Source organism: Ramlibacter alkalitolerans (genome assembly GCF_016722765.1).
Taxonomy (GTDB): domain Bacteria; phylum Pseudomonadota; class Gammaproteobacteria; order Burkholderiales; family Burkholderiaceae_C; genus Ramlibacter; species Ramlibacter alkalitolerans.
The window spans coordinates 180,383-200,144 of record NZ_JAEQND010000010.1 but is presented as its reverse complement, the minus strand read 5'-3'; the positions used below and the strand labels follow the sequence as shown (position 1 = coordinate 200,144).

At 69.8% G+C, this 19,762-nt stretch carries 19 protein-coding genes; 4 read left to right on the top strand and 15 right to left on the bottom strand.

All coding sequences use genetic code 11. From position 1 onward, the window contains the following. Positions 1-36 precede the first annotated feature (36 nt). From JI746_RS18730 to JI746_RS18700, 7 genes are all read right to left on the bottom strand, one after another. Positions 37-1,131, bottom strand: coding sequence for a dipeptide ABC transporter ATP-binding protein (locus tag JI746_RS18730; protein WP_201691777.1), 1,095 nt, complete (start codon positions 1,129-1,131; stop codon positions 37-39). After that, entirely contained in the window at positions 1,128-2,147 is a 1,020-nt protein-coding gene (locus JI746_RS18725) for an ABC transporter ATP-binding protein (protein WP_201691776.1), read from the bottom strand. The genes JI746_RS18730 and JI746_RS18725 overlap by 4 nt, the downstream gene beginning before the upstream one ends. A gap of 147 nt (positions 2,148-2,294) precedes the next feature. Then, complete coding sequence (locus tag JI746_RS18720; RefSeq protein WP_201691775.1) at positions 2,295-3,188, bottom strand: ABC transporter permease subunit; 894 nt, start codon at positions 3,186-3,188, stop codon at positions 2,295-2,297. A 183-nt stretch (positions 3,189-3,371) separates the two neighbouring features. Next, a complete protein-coding gene (locus JI746_RS18715) occupies positions 3,372-4,385 on the bottom strand; it encodes an ABC transporter permease subunit (protein ID WP_201691774.1) in 1,014 nt (337 codons plus the stop codon). Between the two features lie 161 nt (positions 4,386-4,546). Then, positions 4,547-6,223 (bottom strand): long-chain-fatty-acid--CoA ligase, encoded by a 1,677-nt coding sequence (locus JI746_RS18710; protein WP_201691773.1) that lies wholly within the window; start codon positions 6,221-6,223, stop codon positions 4,547-4,549. Positions 6,224-6,375: 152 nt separating this feature from the next. Further along, complete coding sequence (gene pntB / locus JI746_RS18705) at positions 6,376-7,791, bottom strand: Re/Si-specific NAD(P)(+) transhydrogenase subunit beta (RefSeq protein WP_201691772.1); 1,416 nt, start codon at positions 7,789-7,791, stop codon at positions 6,376-6,378. A 13-nt stretch (positions 7,792-7,804) separates the two neighbouring features. Further along, positions 7,805-9,463, bottom strand: coding sequence for a Re/Si-specific NAD(P)(+) transhydrogenase subunit alpha (locus JI746_RS18700; protein ID WP_201691771.1), 1,659 nt, complete (start codon positions 9,461-9,463; stop codon positions 7,805-7,807). A gap of 137 nt (positions 9,464-9,600) precedes the next feature. Here JI746_RS18700 and JI746_RS18695 point away from each other — a divergent pair, with 137 nt between their 5' ends. Further along, positions 9,601-10,719 carry a metallophosphoesterase gene (locus JI746_RS18695; RefSeq protein ID WP_201691770.1) on the top strand — a complete coding sequence of 373 codons (1,119 nt, stop codon included), beginning with the start codon at positions 9,601-9,603 and terminating at the stop codon, positions 10,717-10,719. Positions 10,720-10,784: 65 nt separating this feature from the next. Beyond that, positions 10,785-11,507 (top strand): hypothetical protein, encoded by a 723-nt coding sequence (locus tag JI746_RS18690; protein ID WP_201691769.1) that lies wholly within the window; start codon positions 10,785-10,787, stop codon positions 11,505-11,507. Positions 11,508-11,618: 111 nt separating this feature from the next. Here the strand turns inward: JI746_RS18690 and JI746_RS18685 are convergent, their stop codons facing one another. The 4 genes from JI746_RS18685 to JI746_RS18670 are packed head-to-tail and all read right to left on the bottom strand — an operon-like array spanning position 11,619 to position 13,709. Beyond that, positions 11,619-12,113 carry a diguanylate cyclase gene (locus JI746_RS18685; protein ID WP_330893030.1) on the bottom strand — a complete coding sequence of 165 codons (495 nt, stop codon included), beginning with the start codon at positions 12,111-12,113 and terminating at the stop codon, positions 11,619-11,621. Beyond that, positions 12,110-12,532 (bottom strand): ExbD/TolR family protein, encoded by a 423-nt coding sequence (locus tag JI746_RS18680; RefSeq protein WP_201691768.1) that lies wholly within the window; start codon positions 12,530-12,532, stop codon positions 12,110-12,112. The genes JI746_RS18685 and JI746_RS18680 overlap by 4 nt, the downstream gene beginning before the upstream one ends. Then, positions 12,532-12,957: an ExbD/TolR family protein gene (locus tag JI746_RS18675; RefSeq protein ID WP_201691767.1), complete on the bottom strand. Its 426-nt coding sequence runs from the start codon at positions 12,955-12,957 to the stop codon at positions 12,532-12,534. Before JI746_RS18675 ends, JI746_RS18680 begins: the two co-directional genes overlap by 1 nt. Beyond that, complete coding sequence (locus JI746_RS18670) at positions 12,957-13,709, bottom strand: MotA/TolQ/ExbB proton channel family protein (protein WP_201691766.1); 753 nt, start codon at positions 13,707-13,709, stop codon at positions 12,957-12,959. The genes JI746_RS18675 and JI746_RS18670 overlap by 1 nt, the downstream gene beginning before the upstream one ends. Positions 13,710-13,768: 59 nt before the next feature. On the opposite strand from JI746_RS18670, the gene JI746_RS18665 reads away from it, so the two are divergent. Continuing rightward, entirely contained in the window at positions 13,769-14,290 is a 522-nt protein-coding gene (locus JI746_RS18665) for an NUDIX hydrolase (protein WP_201691765.1), read from the top strand. A 104-nt stretch (positions 14,291-14,394) separates the two neighbouring features. On the opposite strand, the gene JI746_RS18660 is transcribed toward JI746_RS18665, so the two are convergent. The 4 genes from JI746_RS18660 to JI746_RS18645 all read right to left on the bottom strand — a co-directional run bounded on the left by JI746_RS18660 (position 14,395) and on the right by JI746_RS18645 (position 18,547). Next, the gene (locus JI746_RS18660; RefSeq protein WP_201691764.1) at positions 14,395-15,375 is read right to left on the bottom strand and encodes a D-2-hydroxyacid dehydrogenase; all 981 of its coding nucleotides are present in this window, start codon (positions 15,373-15,375) and stop codon (positions 14,395-14,397) included. Beyond that, positions 15,372-16,358: a Bug family tripartite tricarboxylate transporter substrate binding protein gene (locus JI746_RS18655; RefSeq protein ID WP_201691763.1), complete on the bottom strand. Its 987-nt coding sequence runs from the start codon at positions 16,356-16,358 to the stop codon at positions 15,372-15,374. The genes JI746_RS18660 and JI746_RS18655 overlap by 4 nt, the downstream gene beginning before the upstream one ends. 25 nt (positions 16,359-16,383) lie before the next feature. Next, the gene (locus JI746_RS18650; protein ID WP_201691861.1) at positions 16,384-17,139 is read right to left on the bottom strand and encodes a class II aldolase/adducin family protein; all 756 of its coding nucleotides are present in this window, start codon (positions 17,137-17,139) and stop codon (positions 16,384-16,386) included. A 97-nt stretch (positions 17,140-17,236) separates the two neighbouring features. Continuing rightward, a complete protein-coding gene (locus JI746_RS18645) occupies positions 17,237-18,547 on the bottom strand; it encodes a hypothetical protein (RefSeq protein WP_201691762.1) in 1,311 nt (436 codons plus the stop codon). A gap of 32 nt (positions 18,548-18,579) precedes the next feature. On the opposite strand from JI746_RS18645, the gene mnmA reads away from it, so the two are divergent. Beyond that, positions 18,580-19,716, top strand: a complete 1,137-nt coding sequence (mnmA, locus tag JI746_RS18640) for a tRNA 2-thiouridine(34) synthase MnmA (RefSeq protein ID WP_201691761.1) — start codon at positions 18,580-18,582, stop codon at positions 19,714-19,716. The last annotated feature ends 46 nt before the right edge of the window (positions 19,717-19,762 follow it).

Genomic DNA, 19,762 nt, shown 5'->3' with positions numbered 1-19,762 from the left:
TGATTCGATTCCGGCCGTGCCGGAAGGTCCACATTCTCAGGCGGCCACTGCCGCGCTTGCCGCATCCTGCTCCTCGGGGAAACCCTTGGCGAGCCAGTCTTCAGCGAAGTGACAGGCGACCAGGCGCTCGTCGACGGGACGCGCCGGCGGCCGCTGCGCATGGCACACCTCCTGCGCGTAGGGGCATCGGCTCGAGAACACGCAGCCGGCCGGCGGATGCAGCGGCGAGGGCAGCTCGCCCTGCAGCACGATGCGCTTGCGGCTGCGCGAGCCGATGCCGGGCGTGGACGCCAGCAGCGCGTGCGTGTACGGATGCAGCGGCTGCGCGAAGATCTTCTCGCGCGGGCCCTGCTCCATCACGTGGCCCAGGTACATCACCAGCACCTCGTGCGCGATGTAGCGCACCACCGCGAGGTCGTGCGAGATGAACAGGTAGGCGAGCTTGAACTCCTGCTGCAGGTCGGACAGCAGGTTGAGCACCTGGGCCTGGATCGACACGTCGAGCGCGGACACGGGCTCGTCGGCCACCACCAGCTTCGGCCCGGGCATCAGCGCCCGGGCGATCGCGATGCGCTGGCGCTGGCCGCCGGAGAACATGTGCGGATAGCGGTTGGCGACCTCGGGCCGCAGGCCCACCTGGGCCAGCATCGCGCGGGCGCGTTCTGCGCGTTCGGCGGGCTTGAGGTCGGTGTTGATCGCCAGCGGCGCCTCGAGCACGGCGCTGATCTTCTTGCGCGGATTCAGCGAGCCGTAGGGGTTCTGGAACACCAGCTGCACCGCCTGCCGCAGCCGCCTGCGCTCGCTGGCGGGCGTGTCGACCGCGTCGGTGCCATCGAGCATCAGCGTGCCTTCGGTGGGCTTCTCGATCAGCGACACCATGCGCGCCAGCGTCGACTTGCCGCAGCCGGACTCGCCGACCACCGCCAGCGTGCGGCCCGCCTCGAGCGTGAACGACACGCCGCCCACCGCCTGCAGTTGCGCCGGCTCCTTGAACATGCCGCGCCGGATGGGATAGAGCTTGCGCAGGTTCTTCGCTTCGACGACGACCTTGCTGCCGTCGTCCCCGCGGAGGCGGGGACCCAGGGCGTTCTGGATCCCCGCCGGCCCGGGAATGACACGCTCTGCACTCATGCCACGACCTCCATCTTCAGCGGCTGATCCTGTTCGATGCGCGCCTGCCGCTGCGGATCCCCCAGCGGATAGTGGCAGCGCACCTCGCCGCCGTTCCACGCGCGCAGCTCGGGGCGCACGTTGCGGGAGTGCGCGGTGGCATAGGCGCAGCGCGGCGCGAACAGGCAGCCGGCGGGGCGGTCGAACACCCCCGGCACCACGCCGGGAATGGTGGCCAGCCGCTGGCCGGCCTCGCCCTGCTCCGGCAGCGCCGCCAGCAGGGCCTCGGTGTAAGGGTGCTGCGGGTGCGCGAACAGCTGGTCCACCCGCTGCTGCTCCATCACCTGGCCGGCGTACATCACGGCGACGCGCTGCGCCATCTCGCTCACCACGCCCATGTTGTGCGTGATCAGCACCAGGGCCATGCCGCGGTCCTTCTGCAGTTGCCGCAGCAGGTCGAGGATCTGCGCCTGGATGGTGACGTCGAGCGCGGTGGTGGGTTCGTCGGCGATCAGCAGGCGCGGGTTGCAGGAGATCGCCATCGCGATCATCACGCGCTGGTTCATGCCGCCCGAGAGCTGGTGCGGGTAGTCGTTCATGCGCGCAGCCGCGGCCGGGATGCCGACCTGTTCCAGCAGCTCGATGGCCTGGCGCTGCGCGCTCCGCTTGTCCAGTGGCGAGTGCTGGCGCAGCGCCTCGACCAGCTGGTAGCCGATGGTGAAGCAGGGGTTGAGGCTGGTGGTGGGCTCCTGGAAGATCATGGCCATGTCCTTGCCCACCAGCCGCCGCCGTTCGCGGTCGCTGATGCCCAGGAGGTCGTTGCCGGCGAAGCGCAGCGTCTTCGCGCGCACCCGCCCCGGCCAGGCGATCAGTCCCATGAGCGCCATCATGGTCACGCTCTTGCCCGAGCCCGACTCGCCGACGATGCCCAGCACCTCGCCCTGTTCCAGCGTGAGGCTCACCCCCTCCACGGCATGCATCACGCTGCCCTGCGTGGGGAATTCGACGTGGAGGTCTTCGATTTCTAGCAGTGGCATGGGGGACAAATACCTTTAACGCAAAAGCCGCGAAAGCGACGCAAAAGCCGCAAAAGAACAGCCTTCGAAGGATTCATTCATCTTGTACTTTTTGCGGCTTTTGCGAAACCTTTGCGGCTTTTGCGTTAAGACCGGACTCCCGATCCGTCACCGCTTCAATTTGGGATCCAGCGCATCGCGCAGTCCATCGCCCAGCAGGTTGAAGGCCAGGACGGCGAGCAGGATCATGAGGCCGGGGAAGGTCACGACCCACCAGGCGCGCAGGACGAATTCGCGCGCGTCGGCCAGCATCGTGCCCCACTCGGGCGAAGGCGGCTGCGCGCCCAGGCCGAGGAAGCCCAGCGCCGCCGCATCCAGGATGGCCGTCGACACACCCAGCGAGGCCTGCACGATCAGCGGCGCCGCGCAATTGGGCAGCACCTCGCTGAACATCAGCCGCAGCGTGCCGGCGCCGCTCACGCGCGCGGCCGTCACGTAGTCGCGCGAGGTTTCGGCGATCACGGCGGCGCGCGTGATGCGCACGTAGTGCGGCAGCACCACGACGGCCACGGCCAGCATCGCGTTCACCAACCCCGGCCCCAGGATCGCCACGATGACGATCGCCAGCAGCAGGCTGGGCAGCGTCAGCAGGATGTCCATGAAACGCATGATGGCGATCTCGGTGATGCCGCGCGCGAAGCCCGCCACCAGCCCCAGCGCGATGCCCACCGCCACCGCGATCAGCACCACCGCGATGCCGATCGACAGCGACAGCCGCGAGCCGAAGATCAGGCGCGAGAGGATGTCGCGGCCGATCGCGTCGGTCCCCAGCAGGAACTGCGACGAGCCGCCCTCCTGCCACGCCGGCGGCTTCAGGAAGGCCGCGCTGTTGGTCGCGTCCGGCGCATGCGGCGCGACCCAGGGGGCGAACAGAGCGAGCAGCAGCAGGAAGGTGACGATGGCGAGACCGGCGACCGCTCCCTTGTTGGCCGAGAACGCGATCCAGAATTCGCGGAACGGGCCGGGGGGGGCCGTGGGGGCGGAGGGGAGGACGGCGCTCATGGGTGGACTTTCGACAGCCCCGGGCCCTCTTCCGTCATCCCCGCGCAGGCGGGGACCCAGAGCACGCGCGCAGCGCGTGTCATCGGGAGCCCTGGATTCCCGCCTTCGCGGGAAGGACGGCGGCGGCGGTCTTCGCGGGAACGACGGCAGCGGTCAGATGCGGCGGAAGGACGGACAGTCATCTCAATGCCCTCCTTGCCGGATCCGCGGGTTGATCAGGCCGTAGGTCACGTCGACCAGCAGGTTCACCGACATCACCACCACGCCCAGCAGCAGCATGCCGCCCTGCAGCACGGGATAGTCGCGGCGGTTGATCGCCTCGATCAGCCACTTGCCGACGCCGGGCCAGGAGAAGATCGTCTCGGTCAGGATGGCGCCCGTGAACAGCACGCCCACCTGCAGGCCGATCACCGTGATCACCGGGATCAGCGCGTTGCGCAGCGCATGCACGCCGATCACCCGCAGCGGCGGCAGCCCTTTGGCGCGCGCGGTGCGGATGTAGTCCTCGCCCAGCACCTCCAGCATCGCGGAGCGCGTCATGCGCGCGATCACCGCCAGCGGGTTGGTTCCGAGCACGATCGCGGGCAGCACCAGGTGCTTGAGCGCGGAGAGGAAGGCGCCCTTCTCGTCCGACATCAGCGCGTCGATCAGCAGGAAGCCGGTCTTCGGCTCGATGTAGTACTGCACCGCCAGCCGGCCGGACACCGGCGTCCACCCGAGCTGCACCGAGAACAGCAGGATCAGCAGCAGGCCCCACCAGAAGATGGGCATGGAATAGCCGGTGAGCGAGGTGGCCATCACGCCGTGGTCGAAGACGGAGTTGCGCTTGACCGCGGCGACGATGCCGGCCGGGATGCCGAGCAGCAGCGCGAAGACGATCGCGCAGACGGCAAGCTCGATCGTGGCCGGGAACAGCGCGCCGAATTCGCTCACCACGGGCGCCTGCGTGATGATCGACTTGCCCAGGTCGCCGTGCAGCACGCGGGCGATGTAGATGCCGTACTGCACCAGCACGGGCTTGTCGAAGCCGTACTCCTGCACCAGCTTGGCGTGCCGCGCCGCGTCGATGCCGCGCTCCCCGGCCATCGTCTCGATCGGATCGCCAGGCACCAGCCGGATCAGGAAGAACGCCAGCAGCGTCATCCCGAAGAAAGTCGGGATGACCAGCGACAGGCGGGTCAGGATGAAACGGAGCATGGTCGCGATTGTCGCGCAAGCATCGAACTGCCTTTAACGCAAAAGCCGCAAAGGAAACGCAAAAACCGCAAAAGAACCATCCGCAAGGAACTCCTCCATCGGCTGTTCGTTTCGCGGCTTTTGCGTTTCCTTTGCGGCTTTTGCGTTCGGCTGTCCGGTCCCTACTTCCTGTCCCGCAACTCGCGCCGCAGGATCTTGCCCACGGGGGTCTTCGGCAGGTCGGTGCGGAACTCGATCACGCGCGGCTGCTTGTAGCCGGTGAGGTTGGCCTTGCAGTACTCGCGCACCTTGTCCTCGGTGAGCGAGGCGTCCTTCTTCACGATCACCAGCTTCACCGCTTCGCCGGTCTTTTCGTCCGGCACGCCCACCACCGCGCATTCGGCCACGCCGGGCAGCATCGCCACCACGTCCTCGACCTCGTTCGGGTACACGTTGAAGCCGGACACCAGCACCATGTCCTTCTTGCGGTCGACGATCTTGAAGTAGCCGCGCGCGTCCATGGTGCCGATGTCGCCGCTCTTGAAGTAGCCGTCGGCGGTCATGACCTTCGCGGTCTCGTCGGGCCGCTGCCAGTAGCCCGCCATCACCTGCGGGCCCTTGATCGCGATCTCGCCCGGCTGGCCCTGCGGCACCTCGCGGCCCTCGTCGTCGATGCACTTCATCCAGGTCGAGGGCAGCGGCACGCCGATGGTGCCGGTGAATTCGGTGCTGGTCACCGGGTTGCAGCTCGCCGAGGGCGAGGTCTCCGAGAGGCCGTAGCCCTCGCACACCGGGCAGCCGGTCTTCTCCAGCCACAGCTTCGCCACGGCGCCCTGCACCGCCATGCCGCCGCCCACCGAGACCTTCAGGTTGGACCAGTCCACCTTGTTGAAGTCGGGGTGGTTGGCCAGCCCGTTGAACAGCGTGTTGACGGCCGGGAAGGTGTGGAACTTGTACTTCGACAGCTCCTTGAGCACCGCCGGCAGGTCGCGCGGATTCGGGATCAGGATCAGTTTCGCGCCGGTGCGCATCGACAGCATCATCCCCACCGTGAAGGCGAAGATGTGGTACAGCGGCAGCGCGCAGACGCCGGTGGGCTGCTCGCTGGAGGGAACCTTGCCCATCATCGGCTGGTTCCAGGCTTCCGACTGCAGCACGTTGGCGACCACGTTGCGGTGCAGCAGCACCGCGCCCTTGGAGACGCCGGTGGTGCCGCCCGTGTACTGCAGCACGGCGACGTCGTCGCCCTTGATCTCGGGCTTGCGCACGGTGCTGCGGCTGCCCTGCTTGACGGCCTCCGGGAAGCGCACGGCGCCCGGCAGGCTGTAGGCCGGCACCATCTTCTTGACCTTGCGCACCACGTAGTTCACCAGCGCGCCCTTCGCGCCGCCCAGCATGTCGCCCATGCTGGCCAGCACCACGTGCTTGACGGGCGTGGCGGCGATGCACTGCTGCAGCGTGTTGGCGAAGTTCTCGATGATGATGATGGCCTTGGAGCCCGAGTCCTTGAGCTGGTGCTCCAGTTCGCGCGGCGTGTACAGCGGATTGACGTTCACCACCACGAAGCCGGCCCGCAGGATGGCGGCCACGGCCACCGGGTACTGCGGCACGTTGGGCATCATGATCGCCACCCGGTCGCCCTTGGCCAGGCCCAGCCCCTGCAGGTAGGCGGCGAACGCGCGGCTGAGCGAATCCGTCTCGCCGAAGCTCACTTCCTTGCCCATGAACACGTAGGCCGTGCGGGCGGCGAACTTGACGAAGCTTTCCTCCATCAGTTGCACCAGCGAGTGGTACTGCGAGGCATCGATGTCGGCCGGCACGCCCTGCGGATACGCCGCGAGCCAGGGGCGGTTCTCCATGCTGTCTCCTGTTCTTATGACGAAATGACTTCGCTGCGCCTCGATGACGCGCGGCGCGCATGACGGGCGGATTGTGTCATGCGCTCAGCGCGTCATCGAGGCGCAGCGAGGTCATCGAGCGCAGCGAAGTCATGGGCGCCGAAGGCGCGCGGTCATGCCTTCAGCGCGACCAGCACCTCGTCCAGCATCTTCTTGGCGTCGCCGAACAGCATCCGGTTGTTCTCCTTGTAGAACAGCGGGTTGTCCACGCCGGCGTAGCCCGAGGCCATGCTGCGCTTCATGACGATGGAGGTCCTGGCCTTCCAGACTTCCAGCACCGGCATGCCGGCGATGGGGCTGGTGGGGTCGTCCTGCGCCGCCGGGTTCACGATGTCGTTGGCGCCGATCACCATCGCAACGTCCGTCTGCGGGAAGTCGTCGTTGATCTCGTCCATCTCCATGACGATGTCGTACGGCACCTTGGCTTCGGCCAGCAGCACGTTCATGTGGCCCGGCATGCGGCCGGCCACCGGGTGGATGCCGAAGCGCACGTTCACGCCCTTCTCGCGCAGGTGCTTGGTGATCTCGTAGACCGTGTGCTGCGCCTGCGCCACGGCCATGCCGTAGCCCGGCACGATGATCACGCTCTTGGATTCGCGCAGCAGTTCGGCCGTCTCGCCGGCGCTGATAGGCACCACTTCGCCCGCCGGTTGCGCCGCGCCGCCCGCGGCCGCCGGTGCGCCGCCGCCGGTGCCGAAGCCGCCCGCGATCACGCTGACGAAGTTGCGGTTCATCGCCCGGCACATGATGTACGACAGGATCGCGCCCGAGGAGCCCACCAGGGCGCCGACGACGATCAGCAGGTCGTTGCTCAGCATGAAGCCGGTGGCCGCGGCGGCCCATCCCGAGTAGCTATTGAGCATCGAGACCACCACCGGCATGTCGGCGCCGCCGATGGCCATCACCATGTGCACGCCGAACAGCAGTGCGATCACGGTCATGACCAGCAGCGCGCCCATGCCGGCCTGGATGCCTTCCGCATGCAGGAACACGCGGCCGAACCAGATCACGATCAGCAGCCCGAGCAGGTTGATCCAGTGGCGCCCCGGCAGCAGCAGGGGCTTGCCGCCGATCTTGCCCGAGAGCTTGCCGAAGGCGATCAGCGAGCCGGAGAAGGTCACCGCACCGATCAGGATGCCGATGTAGATCTCCATCTCGTGGATGGACTTCTCGGCTTCGGTGGCGAACACGGTCGACGTGTCGACGTAGCTGGCGAAGCCGACCAGGCAGGCGGCCAGGCCGACCAGGCTGTGCATCAGCGCGACCAGCTCGGGCATCTGCGTCATCTGCACCTTCTTGGCCGCGAACAGCCCGATGCTGCCGCCGACGACCAGCGCCCCGATGATCCAAGCGTAGCCGGCGCCCGTGACGCGCGGGCCGAACACGGTGGCCAGCACGGCCACCGTCATGCCGATGATGCCCAGCAGGTTGCCGCGGCGCGCCGTCTCCGGGTTGGCCAGGCCGCCCAGGCTCAGGATGAACAGGATGGTCGAGCCGATGTAGGAAACGGTGGAAAGGCTTGCGTTCATGTCCGTCCCCTTGTTATTTGCGGAACATCGCCAGCATGCGCCGCGTGACCGCGAAGCCGCCGAACATGTTGACGGCCGTCAGCGCGAGGGCGAACACGGCCAGCCCGAGGATCAGCGCATTCGGGCGGTTGACGGCGTCGCCGCCGGTGAGCGGGGGCGCTACCTGGATCAGCGCGCCGATGGCGATGATCGAGGAGATCGCATTGGTCACGCTCATGAGCGGCGTGTGCAGCGAGGGCGTGACGTTCCACACCACCATGTAGCCCACGAAGCAGGCCAGCACGAACACCGTGAAGTGCGACAGGAAGCTCGCCGGCGCGTACAGCCCCACCAGCAGGAACAGCAATGCCCCGACGCCGAAGACGATCGCCAGCGATTTCGCGGACATCGGCTCGCTGCTGCCGTGGCCGTGCCCCTTGGGCGCCGGCGGCATCGCGGCCGGCTTGGCCTGCGGCGCCGCGGCCGGGATCTTGGGCGGCGGCGGCGGCCAGGTGATGCCGCCTTCCTTGATCACGGTCAGGCCGCGGATCGCGTCGTCTTCCATGTTGACGTCGATCACGCCGTCCTTGGTCTTGCACAGCTCCTCGGTCAGGCGCAGCAGGTTGGTCGAGTACAGCGTGGACGACTGCTTGGCCAGCCGGCTGGCCAGGTCGGTGTAGCCGATGATGGTCACGCCGTGCCGCACCACCGCTTCGTTGGGCACGGTCAGCTCGCAGTTGCCGCCCTGTTCCGCCGCCATGTCGACGATCACGCTGCCCGGCTTCATGGACTTGACCATGTCGGCGGTGATCAGCTTGGGCGCCGGCTTGCCGGGGATCAGTGCGGTCGTGATGATGATGTCGACCTCGCGCGCCTGCTTGGCGTACATCTCGCGCTGGGCCTGCTGGAAGCCTTCGCTCATGACCTTGGCGTAGCCGCCGCCGCCGGAGCCTTCTTCCTCGTAATCGACCTTGACGAATTCGCCACCGAGCGAGACCACCTGGTCGGCCACCTCGGCGCGCGTGTCGTTGGCGCGCACGATGGCGCCCAGGTTGGCCGCGGTGCCGATCGCGGCCAGTCCGGCGACACCGGCCCCGGCGATGAAGACCTTGGCCGGCGGGATCTTGCCGGCGGCGGTGATCTGGCCGTTGAAGAAGCGGCCGAAGGCGTTGGCCGCCTCGATCACGGCGCGGTAGCCGCTGATGCCGGCCATGGAGGTCAGCGCGTCCATCTTCTGCGCCCGCGACAGCTGCCGCGGCAGCGAGTCGATGGCCAGCACGGTGGCCCGGCGCGCGGCCAGCTGCTGCATCAGCTCGGGGTTCTGCGCCGGCCAGATGAAGCTGATCAGGGTGGCGCCTTCGCGCAGCAGGCGCACTTCGTCCGGGCTGGGCGCGCGCACCTTGAAGACCATGTCGGAACGCGACCAGACTTCGGCTGCCGTCGGCAGCACCTCGGCCCCGGCGGCGCGGTAGGTGTCGTCGGCGAAGTTGGCGGCGTCGCCGGCGCCGCTCTGCACGGCCACCCGGAATCCGAGCTTCACGAGCTTCTCGACCACCTCGGGGACCGTGGCGACGCGCTTTTCCAGCGGCGCCGTTTCCTTCGGGACTCCGATCAGCAAGGGTTGGCTCGCGCGTTCCGGCGTGGCGGCAACTCGGGTTTCACCTGCCGGCTCGGCAAGCACGTCAGTCTGCATGGACGTTTCTCCTCTGTGCGGAGTTGTTGATCTCGTGGATCGGGGGAAGCTCTTGGCCTGACCGCGAGCTTACATGAAAGGCTGATGAGCACCGCCAGACGCCGGCGGCCTCACACTCACGCGAGTCCGCTCCCAGCATGTCACTGCCCGTCGTCCTCGCCCTGTCCTGCGCGCTGCACCTGTATATCGGTGCGCGCATCGTGCCGCAACTGCCATGGCCCGCAGGGCTCGCGCTGGCGGGCCTGCTGCTCGCCTCCGCGCTGCTGGTTCCCATGGCCATGCTCGCACGGCGGCTGCTGCGCCCGCCGCTGTCCGACCGCGTGACCTGGGCCGGCATGCTGTGCCTGGGATTGTTCTCGTCGCTGCTGATCCTGACCTTCATGCGAGACCTGATGCTGCTCGTGCTCGGCCTGGCAAACCTTGACGCGCCGCAATGGGACGAGCACACGGCCGCCGCGGTGCCCTTGTTGGCGCTGGCACTGTCGCTGATCGGCCTCATCAACGCGCGCCGCACCGCCGCCGTCGTGCACGTCACGGTGCCGATCGCCGGCCTGCCGGAGGCGCTGCACGGCTTCCGGATCGCGCAGATCAGCGACATCCACGTCGGGCCGACCATCAAGCGCGAGTACCTGGAAGCGATCGTGGAACGCGTGAACGCGCTCGACGCCGACGTGGTGGCGATCACGGGCGACCTGGTCGACGGCTCCGTCACCGAACTGGCGCAGCACGTGGCGCCGCTGGCGAAGCTGAAATCGCGCCACGGCAGCTTCTTCGTCACCGGCAACCACGAGTACTACTCGGGCGTGCATGGCTGGCTGGCCGAACTGCGGCGGCTGGGCATCCACGTGCTGCACAACGAGCACGTGCTGCTGCAGCACCGGGGCGCGGCCCTGGTGCTCGCCGGCGTGCCGGATTACAGCGGCCACCATTTCGACCCGGCGCACCGCAGCGATCCGCAGACGGCCCTGCGCGGGGCCCCGGACGGCGTGCCGCGCGTGCTGCTCGCGCACCAGCCCCGCACCGCGCCGGCCGCGGCTGCGGCGGGCTTCGACCTGCAGCTTTCGGGGCACACGCACGGCGGCCAGTTCCTGCCCTGGCGCTTCTTCGTGCCGCTGCAGCAGCCGTACACGGCGGGGCTGCACCAGCTCGGCCGCCTGTGGATCTACGTCAGCCGTGGCACCGGTTACTGGGGTCCGCCCAAGCGGATCGGTGCACCATCCGAAATAGCCGAGTTGCGTCTGGCGCGCGCAGGTTGAGTCCTACAGCCCGGCGAGGTGCCGTCCGACGCGGCTGAGCTTCACCCCTACCGAACACTGGCCGCATGGCACGAACGGCTTTCCTTCCCTATCCCCTCACCGGCGCCGGCGCTTCGAACGTCATCTACCTCGGCGCCGCCCTTTGCCGACGCAAATTCGAGCTGTTCTATCCCGATGGCTTCGAGGACGAGACCTACCTGGTGGCCGAGCGTTCGCACAAGGAGCGCGCCCATCTCGAATGGGAGGCCGAGCTCGGCCCCGCCTCCTTTCGCAAGCTGCTGGCGCGCGGCGAGTTCCGCGCCATCGCGGATGCGGCGGTGCGCATCGAAGCCCGGGCGAACCTGCTGTTCTCGTTCGAGCGCATGGCCTTGCGCGACGCGGTCAAGAGTCCGGCCGGCGCGCGGCTGTTCGCCAGCGAGCTGTACGCATGGCTTTACGGACCCGGCTCGCCGCAGCGGCGCTTCAACGACTGGATCGAGGCCCTGCGGGACCTGCCCCAGCGCAAGAGCCGGGTGCTGACCTGGCCGGTGGCGACGGTCTTCGGCTTCGTCGCCCGGCCCGACCGGCACCTGTTCTTCAAGCCGCGGGCCACGCGCAAGGCGGCGCGCAGCTACGGCTATGCGCTGGCGTACGACGCGGTGCCGTCGTGGGCGCTGTACCAGGACCTGCTGACCTTCGCCGCCGTGGTGCGCCGCGACCTGGACCGCAAGCCGGGCTTCAAGGCGCGCGACATGATCGACCTGCAGTCGTTCATGTGGGTGCAGGGGGCGCCGGAGTATGAGACGTAGTCGGCTGATGCGATCCGCGTAGGCTGGCGGTGAGCCGCGAAGCGCGCGAACCCCAGCGATCGCGCGAAGCGCTGGGGCTCACGGCGCGCTGCGCGCGCGTTCACCACCAGCCTACATCCGCGCCCGCACGCAGCGCCAGCTCTCCTCCGCCATCGGCAGCAGGTTGAACACCCCCACCGCGGCCGCAGCCCCGGCGAGATAGACGGGCGGCCACGGTTCGCGAGCCGGCGCCGCGGCGAGCACCGCCAGCAGCCCGAGCAACGCCAATGGCAGCAGTTCCATGAAGCTGTGCACCATCTGCTCGAACGGCCGGATCTCGCGCCGGGGCGCCGTGTAGCGCAGCTCCACGTACGTGGTCAGCTCGTGGGCGAGGAAGGCGCCGAGCACGACCAGCAGCAAGGCGGCGCCGGCCTCCAGCAGGGCGGTGGCGACCAGGGCCGCGCCGCCTTCGGCCAGCAGCAGCCAGTGGAAGGCGTTCTCCCGCCAGCCGCTGGTGCGCTCGATGGAGGTCCGCCGGTGGCAGGCCCAGTCCACCAGCCCCGGGCCGATCCACAAGGGGACCACCCCGTACATCACCCCCAGACGGGCGACCTCGGCGGGGGTCACTGCGCGAACTGCTCCGTGCCGACCAGCCCGATCTTGACCAATCCGAGCCGCTGCGCACTGGTCAGCGCCGCCGCCACCGCCTCGTACTTCGCGCGCGGGTGCGGCCGCAGGTGGATCTCCGGCGGATCCGGCTCGGCGGCGGCTTCGCGCAGGTGCGCCTCGAGGGCGCCGCGGTCGGCCAGCGCCTCGCCGTTCCAGACGAAGCGCCCCGCGGCGTCGACCTCGAGCTGCACGATCGCGGGCTGCACCCGCGGCGTCGGCGCGTTGCGCCCCGGCATCTCCAGCGACACGGCATTCAGTTGCACCGGGATCGTGATGATCAGCATGACCAGCAGCACCAGCAGCACGTCCACCAGCGGCGTGGTGTTGATGTCCACCAGCGGCTCGGGATCGGGTTCGGTGCCGGCGCGGATGTGCATCAGCGCCCCGGCGGTTCGGTCAGGAAGCCGATGCGGGCGATGCCCGCCTGCTGCGCGGCGAGCACCACGCCGCCCACCGGAGCGTAGTCGGCCCGCACGTCGCTGCGGATGTGCACCTCGGGCTGCGGCTGCATCGCGGCGATCTTCTGCAGCAGCTGCACCAGGGCGGCGCGGTCCGGCAGCGGCGTGTCGAACCAGTAGACGGCGCCCTGCGCATCGACGGTGACGATCACGTTTTCCTGCTGCGCGGCTACGCGCTGGTTCTGCTCGCGCGGCAGCGTCACGGCGATCGAGCTGTTCACGACCGGGATGGTGATCAGGAAAATGATCAGCAGCACCAGCATCACATCGACCAGCGGCGTGGTGTTGATCTGCGCCATCAGCGCGTCCTCGCCGGCCTGCGCGTCGCTGTAGCGGATCGCCATCAGCTGCCCTTTTCGCCGCTGGCCAGCAGGACGGTGTGCAGGTCCGAGCCGAAGGCGCGCACCGTGTCCATCGCCACCTTGTTGCGGCGGACCAGCCAGTTGTAGCCCAGCACCGCCGGCACGGCGACGGCCAGGCCGATCGCCGTCATGATCAGCGCCTCGCCGACCGGACCGGCCACCTTGTCGATCGAGGCCGCGCCTGAAGCGCCGATGCGCACCAACGCGTTGTAGATGCCCCAGACGGTGCCGAACAGCCCCACGAACGGCGCCGTCGATCCCACCGTGGCCAGCACCGCCAGCCCTTCCTGCGTGCGGCTGTGCACCGTGGCGACGGCGCGCTCGATGCTCTGGGCCACCCAGGTATTGAGGTCCACCTTGCCGATCAGGCCTTCGTGCTTGCGCGTGGCCTCCAGCGCCGACTCCGCGATGAAGCGGTAGGGGCTGCCGGGTTGCAGGGCCCGGGCGCCCTGGCGCACGGTATCGGCTCGCCAGAAATTGGCGTTGGCCGCCCGGCCCTGGCCGCCCATGCGGCGCTGCGCCAGCAGCTTGGCGATGAGGACGTACCAGCTCGCCAGCGACATGAGCACCAGGATCACGATGGTGGCACGCGAGACCAGGTCGCCCTGCGCCCACAGCGCGCCGAGGCCGTACGGGTTGGCGGCGGCCGGAGCCTGGATGGCGGGCAGCTGCCCCTGCGCCGGCGCAGCGGCGGGGAGCAGCAACGGGGACAGCGCGAGGAGCCGTATCAGCATGAAGGATGGAGCGGAAGCCGCAAGCGCCCCATTCTGTCTCAAACAATCAATAATCCACCATGAGCAACCGTTGGCGACCCAGCGTGACCGTGGCCGCAGTGATAGAGCGGGACGGCCGCTTCCTGATGATCGAGGAAGAAACCTCGGAAGGACTCAAGATCAACAACCCGGCGGGCCACCTGGACCCCGGCGAGACGCCGGCCGAAGGCTGCGCCCGCGAGGCCCTGGAGGAAACGGCCTGGCGCTTCCAGCCGACCGCGCTGCTCGGGGTGTACATCTCGCGGTTCCAGCGCTCCACCACGGGCGAGGACATCACCTACCTGCGCTTCGCCTTCACCGGCGTGCTGGGCGAACACGTGGCCGGCCGCGCGCTGGACCACGGCATCGTGCGCACGCTGTGGATGACGGCCGACGAACTGCGGGCCACCGCCGACCGCCACCGCAGCCCGCTGGTGCTGCGCTGCCTGGAAGACTACCTGCAGGGCGTGCGGTATCCGCTGAGCGCGGTGTACTGCGATGCCAGCGTCCATGCACTGCAGGCCCACGACGCGCGGCGGCAGGCGGTCGAAGAGCCGGATTGACCCGTCGTTCCGGCGAAAGCGGGGGTTGATCCGTCGTTGTGGGTCCCGTCATTCCCGCGCAGGCGGGAACCCAGGGCGTCCGGGTTTGCGCGCGCCGCGCGCGCTCAATCCGCCAGGTTGCGCAGTTCCTCCCCCGCGCACCAGCGACGCAGGTTGTCCAGGAACAGCCGCTCCACGCGTGCCGCGTTGCCGTCCGAGAACCCCGCGCTGTGCGGCGTCACGATCACGTTCGCCAGGCTCCACAGCGGCGAATCCGCCGGCAGCGGTTCGTGCGCGAACACGTCGAGGAAGGCCCCGGCCAGCCGCCCCGATTCCAATGCCGCGGCCAGCGCCGGCTCGTCGACCAGCTCGCCGCGGGCGACGTTGACCAGCCGGGCGTGCGCCGGCAGCAGCGCCAGCGCGCGCGCATCGATCATTCCGCGCGTTGCCGGCGTCAGCGGGCAGGCCAGCAGCAGCCAGTCGGCCGCCGGCAGCACCTCGTGCAGGCGGTCCGCAGCGACGGTCGCGAACCCTTCCCCGGCCGCCCGATCCTGCTGCCGCACGACCGTCACGCGCAGGCCGAACGCCAGCAGCAGCCGGCCGATCGCCTGCGCGATCGGCCCCCAACCCACCAGCACGGCGTGCTGGCCGTCGAGGTCGCGCGGCAGCCCGGAGCCGATCAGCGGCGCCCAGCGCCGTTCGCGCTGCGCCGCCGCCAGCAGCGGCAGGTGCCGCGCCAGCGCCAGCACGCCGGCCAGCGCGCTGTGCGCCACCACCCTCGCATTGGCGCCCGAGGAAGTCGACACCCGCACGCCGCGCGCCAGCAGGCGCTGGTAGACCGGCCGGTCCACGCCCGCGGAGTGGATGTGCACCCAGCGCAGCGCCGATGCGCCCTCCATCGCCTCGTAGAAGGCCTGGGTGGCCGGCTGCAGCTCGAACTTCGTGGACAGGCCGGTGACGTCGCGGCTGACGAAGGCGATCTCCGCGTCGACGCCGCGCTCCGGCCCCACCAGCACGTGGGCACGCGCGCCGAGGACGGCCGCGATCTCGCCACCGAGCCGCTCGCCGGCCGCCCGCGACAGCAGGATGCGCAGCGGCGCGTTCACTCCGCGGTCGCCCGCGATTCGCGCACCACGCCCTTCCACTTGTCGTGTTCGCGCCGCACGAACAGGCCGAACTGGCCGGGCGAGCCGCCGACCGGATCGGCGCCCTCCCGCACCATCTGCTGCTCCAGGCCCGGCAGCGCTTCGTTGACGGCCTTGTTCAATTCGGCGATCACCGCCTCCGGCGTGCCCCGCGGCGCGAAGAAGCCGAACCACGATCCGGCCTCGAAGCCGGGGAAGCCGCGCTCGGCCACCGTCGGCACCTCCGGCATGGACCGCGAGCGGTGGGCGCTGGTCACGGCCAGCGGGCGCAGCTTGCCGGCCTGGATGTGCTGGATCACCGAAGGGATGGTCGCGAACATGAACTGCACCCGGCCCGCCAGCAGGTCCTTCAGGGCTTCGGCGCCCTTGTAGGGCACGTGCTGCATGTCGACCGAGATGCGCTGCCCCAGCATGAAGCCGGACAGGTGCGAGGAGGTGCCGACGCCGGTGGAGCCGTAATTCAGCTTGCCCGCCTGCGCCCGCGCATGGGCCACGAATTCCTCCAGCGTCTTCGCCGGCACGTCGGGATGCACGACCAGCACGTTGGGCACATCCGCGATCTGCACCACCGGAACGAGGTCCGTCAGCGGATCGATGTTGAGCTTCTTGAACAGCGAAGGATTGACGGCGATCGGCCCCACCGATCCCACCAGCAAGGTGTAGCCGTCCGGCGCCGCCTTGGCCGCCATCTCGGTGCCGATGTTGCCGCCGCCGCCCGGCTTGTTGTCGATCACGAACGGCTGCCGGAATTTCTCCGTCAGCTTCTGGCCGACGGCGCGCGCCAGCAGGTCGGTGGTGCCGCCGGCGGTGAAGGCCACCAGGATGCGCACGGGCCTATTTGGATAGTCGGCCCCCTGGGCGCGGGCGAAGCCGCCCGGCAGGGCGGCCGCGCCGGCGGCAAGGACCAACTGGCGGCGGCGCAGCGCGAGCAAGGAACGGGGCATGGCGATCTCCTGGATCGGGAAAGATTCAGTCGCGGTAACCGGGGTCCAGCCGATCGAGCTGGCGCAGCAGGGCGGGCCACTCCATCAGGCCGTAGGGCCGGCGCGTGCCGGGCTGGTAGTTGTTCCAGGTCTCTTCCAGCACCTGCTGCGGCACGGCGCGCAGCGGGCTGTTGCACGACATGGCCGCGAGCTGCGCGCGGCAGGCCAGCTCCAGCCGGTGCGTCCAGTTGAAGGCCTCGCCGCAGGTGCGGCCCACCACCAGCACGCCGTGGTTGCGCAGGACCAGCGCCTCGCGCGTGCCCAGGTCCTCGATCAGGGAGGCCTGCTCCGCGGTGTCGAGCACCACGCCCTGGTAGTCGTGGTAGCCGATCTTCAGGAAGCGCATGGCCGTCTGCGTGATCGGCAGTAGGCCGCAGTCCAGCGCCGAGACGGCCATCGACGCCCAGCTGTGCGTGTGGATCACGCAGCCCACTTCCGGCCGCGCGCGGTGCACCGCGCTGTGGATCACGTAGCCCGCCTTGTTGACGCCGTAGTTCAGGGCGCCGAAGTCGGGGCTCGCGAGGATGCGGCCTTCCAGGTCGACCTTCAGCAGGCTGGAGGCGGTGATCTCCTCGTACATCATCCCGTAGGGGTTGATCAGGAAGGCGTTCTCGTCGTCCGGCACGCGGGCGGAGATGTGGTTGGCCATCATGTCGGCCATGCCGTAGAGCGCGACCAGCCGGTAGCACGCCGCGAGATCCACCCGCGCCTGCCATTCGGCGGGCGAACACCGGTCCTTCATCGAAGGAATCTCGAGCACCCCTGGCTTCTTCTGCACGGCGCAACTCCTGGGCGGGAAGCGCGCAGCGTAAGGGCCGCTGCCGGCAGCGGCAACCGGGTTACTTCGGACAGGTCCCGGACAGCGCGCGGCCCACCACCGAGGGCGCGTTGAGCAGTCCCCCGACATTGCCCTGCCGCTCGCCGCCGCGCAGGCAGTCCTGCCGCGCGGCGTCCTGCATGCCCTCGGCCAGCGGGTCGCGCGGCTTGCCGCGGCCCAGCTGCTCGTTGGCCATGTCGGCCAGGCTGCGACGCTGCGGCGGACGGTACGGTCCCTGCAACGAGGGCAGCGGCGAAGGCGGCAGGATCAGCGGCGCCGGCGGCAAGGCCGGTGGGCGCGCGACGGTGGGCGGCGCGACGCCCGGCGCCCCCCAGCCGGGGCCGGGAGATGGGACGGGGACGGCCGATCCGGAGCCGGGTGTTCCCGGAGCGACCGGCACGTCGACGACCGGACCGGGCTCGCGGGCCGGGGCCGGCGCAGCGGCCGCGGGAGGTGCGGGCGCGGCGACCGGCGGGGCGGGCGCGGGTATCGGCGGCACCACCGGGGCAGCGGGCGCCGGCGCCGGTGCGGGCGCCGGGACCGGCTCCGGCGCAGGTGCGGGAGGCGCCGGGACGGGGGCCGGAACAGGCGCCGGTGCCGGAACAGGCACGGGCGCCGGGGCGGGAGCGGGCGGCACCGGTACGGGCGCCGGTGCGGGCTCGGGCACCGGGGCCGGTTCCGGCACCGGGACGGGTGCAGGCACGGGAACCGGCGCGGGAACGGGAACGGGCGCAGGGACCGGCACGGGTTCCGGCGCAGGCGCCGGCACCGGGGCCGGAACCGGCGTCGGCACCGGCATCGGAACGGGGATCGGCGGCGGATCAGGCGCAGGCGCGACGGCCTGCGGCGGCGGCTCGACGGGCGCAGGCGCCGGCTCCACCGGCAGCGGCGTCGGCTCGGGCGCCGCCGGCTGCGGCGGCGTGGGCTGCGGTTCGGCGCGCTGCCGCGCGGCGGGCGCCGCCTCCGGCCGCGGCGCATCCGGCTGCTGGCGCCGCGGGCGCTGCTTGCGGCTCGTGTTCGGCTCGGGCAGCGTGGCGGTCGTGCGCAGCGGCAGGCTGGAATTCGGCCGCATCGTGAACACCGACAGCGGGTCGCCCTGCATCCCGCGCGCCGGCGGCAAGGTGATGGCGCGGCTGCCGGGCGCATTGGCCGCCGGGGCCGGCGCCGCCGACGGCTTCACCGCCTGGTAGATCACGTAGCGCACCGCCTGCTGCACGGGCGCGTACTGCAGCAGCATCCAGACGAGCGCGACGTGCAGCGCCCCCGTGGCGGCCAGCGCCTGGGGCGACATCCGCTGCCGGGGCAGGCGCGCGTGGAAGGGCCGTTGCAGCATGGGGAAACCGTGGTCCAACGATAATCGCACACATGGGTCGCAAGCCACGCGTCGTTGTCGGTCTGAGCGGGGGCGTGGACTCCGCGGTCAGCGCGTATCTGCTCAAGGAGCAGGGCTACGAGGTGGTCGCCCTGTTCATGAAGAACTGGGAAGACGACGACGACAGCGAATACTGCTCCTCGAACCAGGACTTCGTCGACGCCGCCAGCGTGGCCGACGTGATCGGCATCGAGATCGAGCACGTCAACTTCGCCGCCGAATACAAGGACCGGGTCTTCGCCGAATTCCTGCGCGAATACCAGGCCGGCCGCACGCCCAACCCCGACGTGCTGTGCAACGCCGAGATCAAGTTCAAGGCGTTCCTCGACCACGCGATGCGCCTGGGCGCGGAGAAGATCGCCACCGGCCACTACGCGCGGGTGCGGGAACGCGCCGGCCGCTTCGAGCTGCTCAAGGGCCTCGACGACAGCAAGGACCAGAGCTACTTCCTGCACCGGCTCGACCAGGCGCAGCTTTCAAGGACGCTGTTCCCGGTGGGCGAACTGCGCAAGACCGAAGTGCGGCGGCTGGCGCAGGAGATCGGCCTGCCCAACGCGAAGAAGAAGGACTCGACCGGCATCTGCTTCATCGGCGAGCGGCCCTTCCGCGAGTTCCTGAACCGCTACATCAGCAAGGAACCGGGCGCTATCAAGGACCCGCGGGGCCGGGTGATCGGCCGGCACGTCGGCCTGTCGTTCTACACGCTGGGGCAGCGCCAAGGACTGGGGATCGGCGGCATCCGCGAAAAGGGTGCGCAACGGGGCGGCGGCGAGCATGCGCCGTGGTTCGTCGCCCGCAAGGACATGGCGAAGAACACGCTGTGGGTGGTGCAGGGCCACGACCATCCGTGGCTGCAGTCCTCGGCGCTGGAAGCCGACGACACGAGCTGGATCGCCGGCGCGCCACCGCCCCCCGGCGCCTACTCCGCCAAGACGCGCTACCGCCAGGCGGACGCGCCCTGCACGCTGGCGCGCACGGACGCAGGCTTCCGGCTCGCGTTCGACGACCCGCAATGGGCGGTGACGCCGGGCCAGTCGGCCGTGCTCTACGACGGCGAGGTGTGCCTGGGCGGCGGCGTGATCGCGGCCGCCGAGGCCATCGAGGTCACGCGCCCGGCCGTGCCGGTGTGAGGAGGTCTGCCTGACCAGCGCCTGACCCCGTCCTAAGTGGAACCAC

Excerpts from the sequence above, each read along its gene's own strand:
- JI746_RS18730 (WP_201691777.1), bottom strand. The coding sequence starts at position 1,131 with ATGAGTGCAGAGCGTGTCATTCCCGGGCCGGCGGGGATCCAGAACGCC.
- JI746_RS18725 (WP_201691776.1), bottom strand. The coding sequence starts at position 2,147 with ATGCCACTGCTAGAAATCGAAGACCTCCACGTCGAATTCCCCACGCAG.
- JI746_RS18720 (WP_201691775.1), bottom strand. The coding sequence starts at position 3,188 with ATGAGCGCCGTCCTCCCCTCCGCCCCCACGGCCCCCCCCGGCCCGTTC.
- JI746_RS18715 (WP_201691774.1), bottom strand. The coding sequence starts at position 4,385 with ATGCTCCGTTTCATCCTGACCCGCCTGTCGCTGGTCATCCCGACTTTC.
- JI746_RS18710 (WP_201691773.1), bottom strand. The coding sequence starts at position 6,223 with ATGGAGAACCGCCCCTGGCTCGCGGCGTATCCGCAGGGCGTGCCGGCC.
- pntB (WP_201691772.1), bottom strand. The coding sequence starts at position 7,791 with ATGAACGCAAGCCTTTCCACCGTTTCCTACATCGGCTCGACCATCCTG.
- JI746_RS18700 (WP_201691771.1), bottom strand. The coding sequence starts at position 9,463 with ATGCAGACTGACGTGCTTGCCGAGCCGGCAGGTGAAACCCGAGTTGCC.
- JI746_RS18695 (WP_201691770.1), top strand. The coding sequence starts at position 9,601 with ATGTCACTGCCCGTCGTCCTCGCCCTGTCCTGCGCGCTGCACCTGTAT.
- JI746_RS18690 (WP_201691769.1), top strand. The coding sequence starts at position 10,785 with ATGGCACGAACGGCTTTCCTTCCCTATCCCCTCACCGGCGCCGGCGCT.
- JI746_RS18680 (WP_201691768.1), bottom strand. The coding sequence starts at position 12,532 with ATGCACATCCGCGCCGGCACCGAACCCGATCCCGAGCCGCTGGTGGAC.
- JI746_RS18675 (WP_201691767.1), bottom strand. The coding sequence starts at position 12,957 with ATGGCGATCCGCTACAGCGACGCGCAGGCCGGCGAGGACGCGCTGATG.
- JI746_RS18670 (WP_201691766.1), bottom strand. The coding sequence starts at position 13,709 with ATGCTGATACGGCTCCTCGCGCTGTCCCCGTTGCTGCTCCCCGCCGCT.
- JI746_RS18665 (WP_201691765.1), top strand. The coding sequence starts at position 13,769 with ATGAGCAACCGTTGGCGACCCAGCGTGACCGTGGCCGCAGTGATAGAG.
- JI746_RS18655 (WP_201691763.1), bottom strand. The coding sequence starts at position 16,358 with ATGCCCCGTTCCTTGCTCGCGCTGCGCCGCCGCCAGTTGGTCCTTGCC.
- JI746_RS18650 (WP_201691861.1), bottom strand. The coding sequence starts at position 17,139 with ATGAAGGACCGGTGTTCGCCCGCCGAATGGCAGGCGCGGGTGGATCTC.
- JI746_RS18645 (WP_201691762.1), bottom strand. The coding sequence starts at position 18,547 with ATGCTGCAACGGCCCTTCCACGCGCGCCTGCCCCGGCAGCGGATGTCG.
- mnmA (WP_201691761.1), top strand. The coding sequence starts at position 18,580 with ATGGGTCGCAAGCCACGCGTCGTTGTCGGTCTGAGCGGGGGCGTGGAC.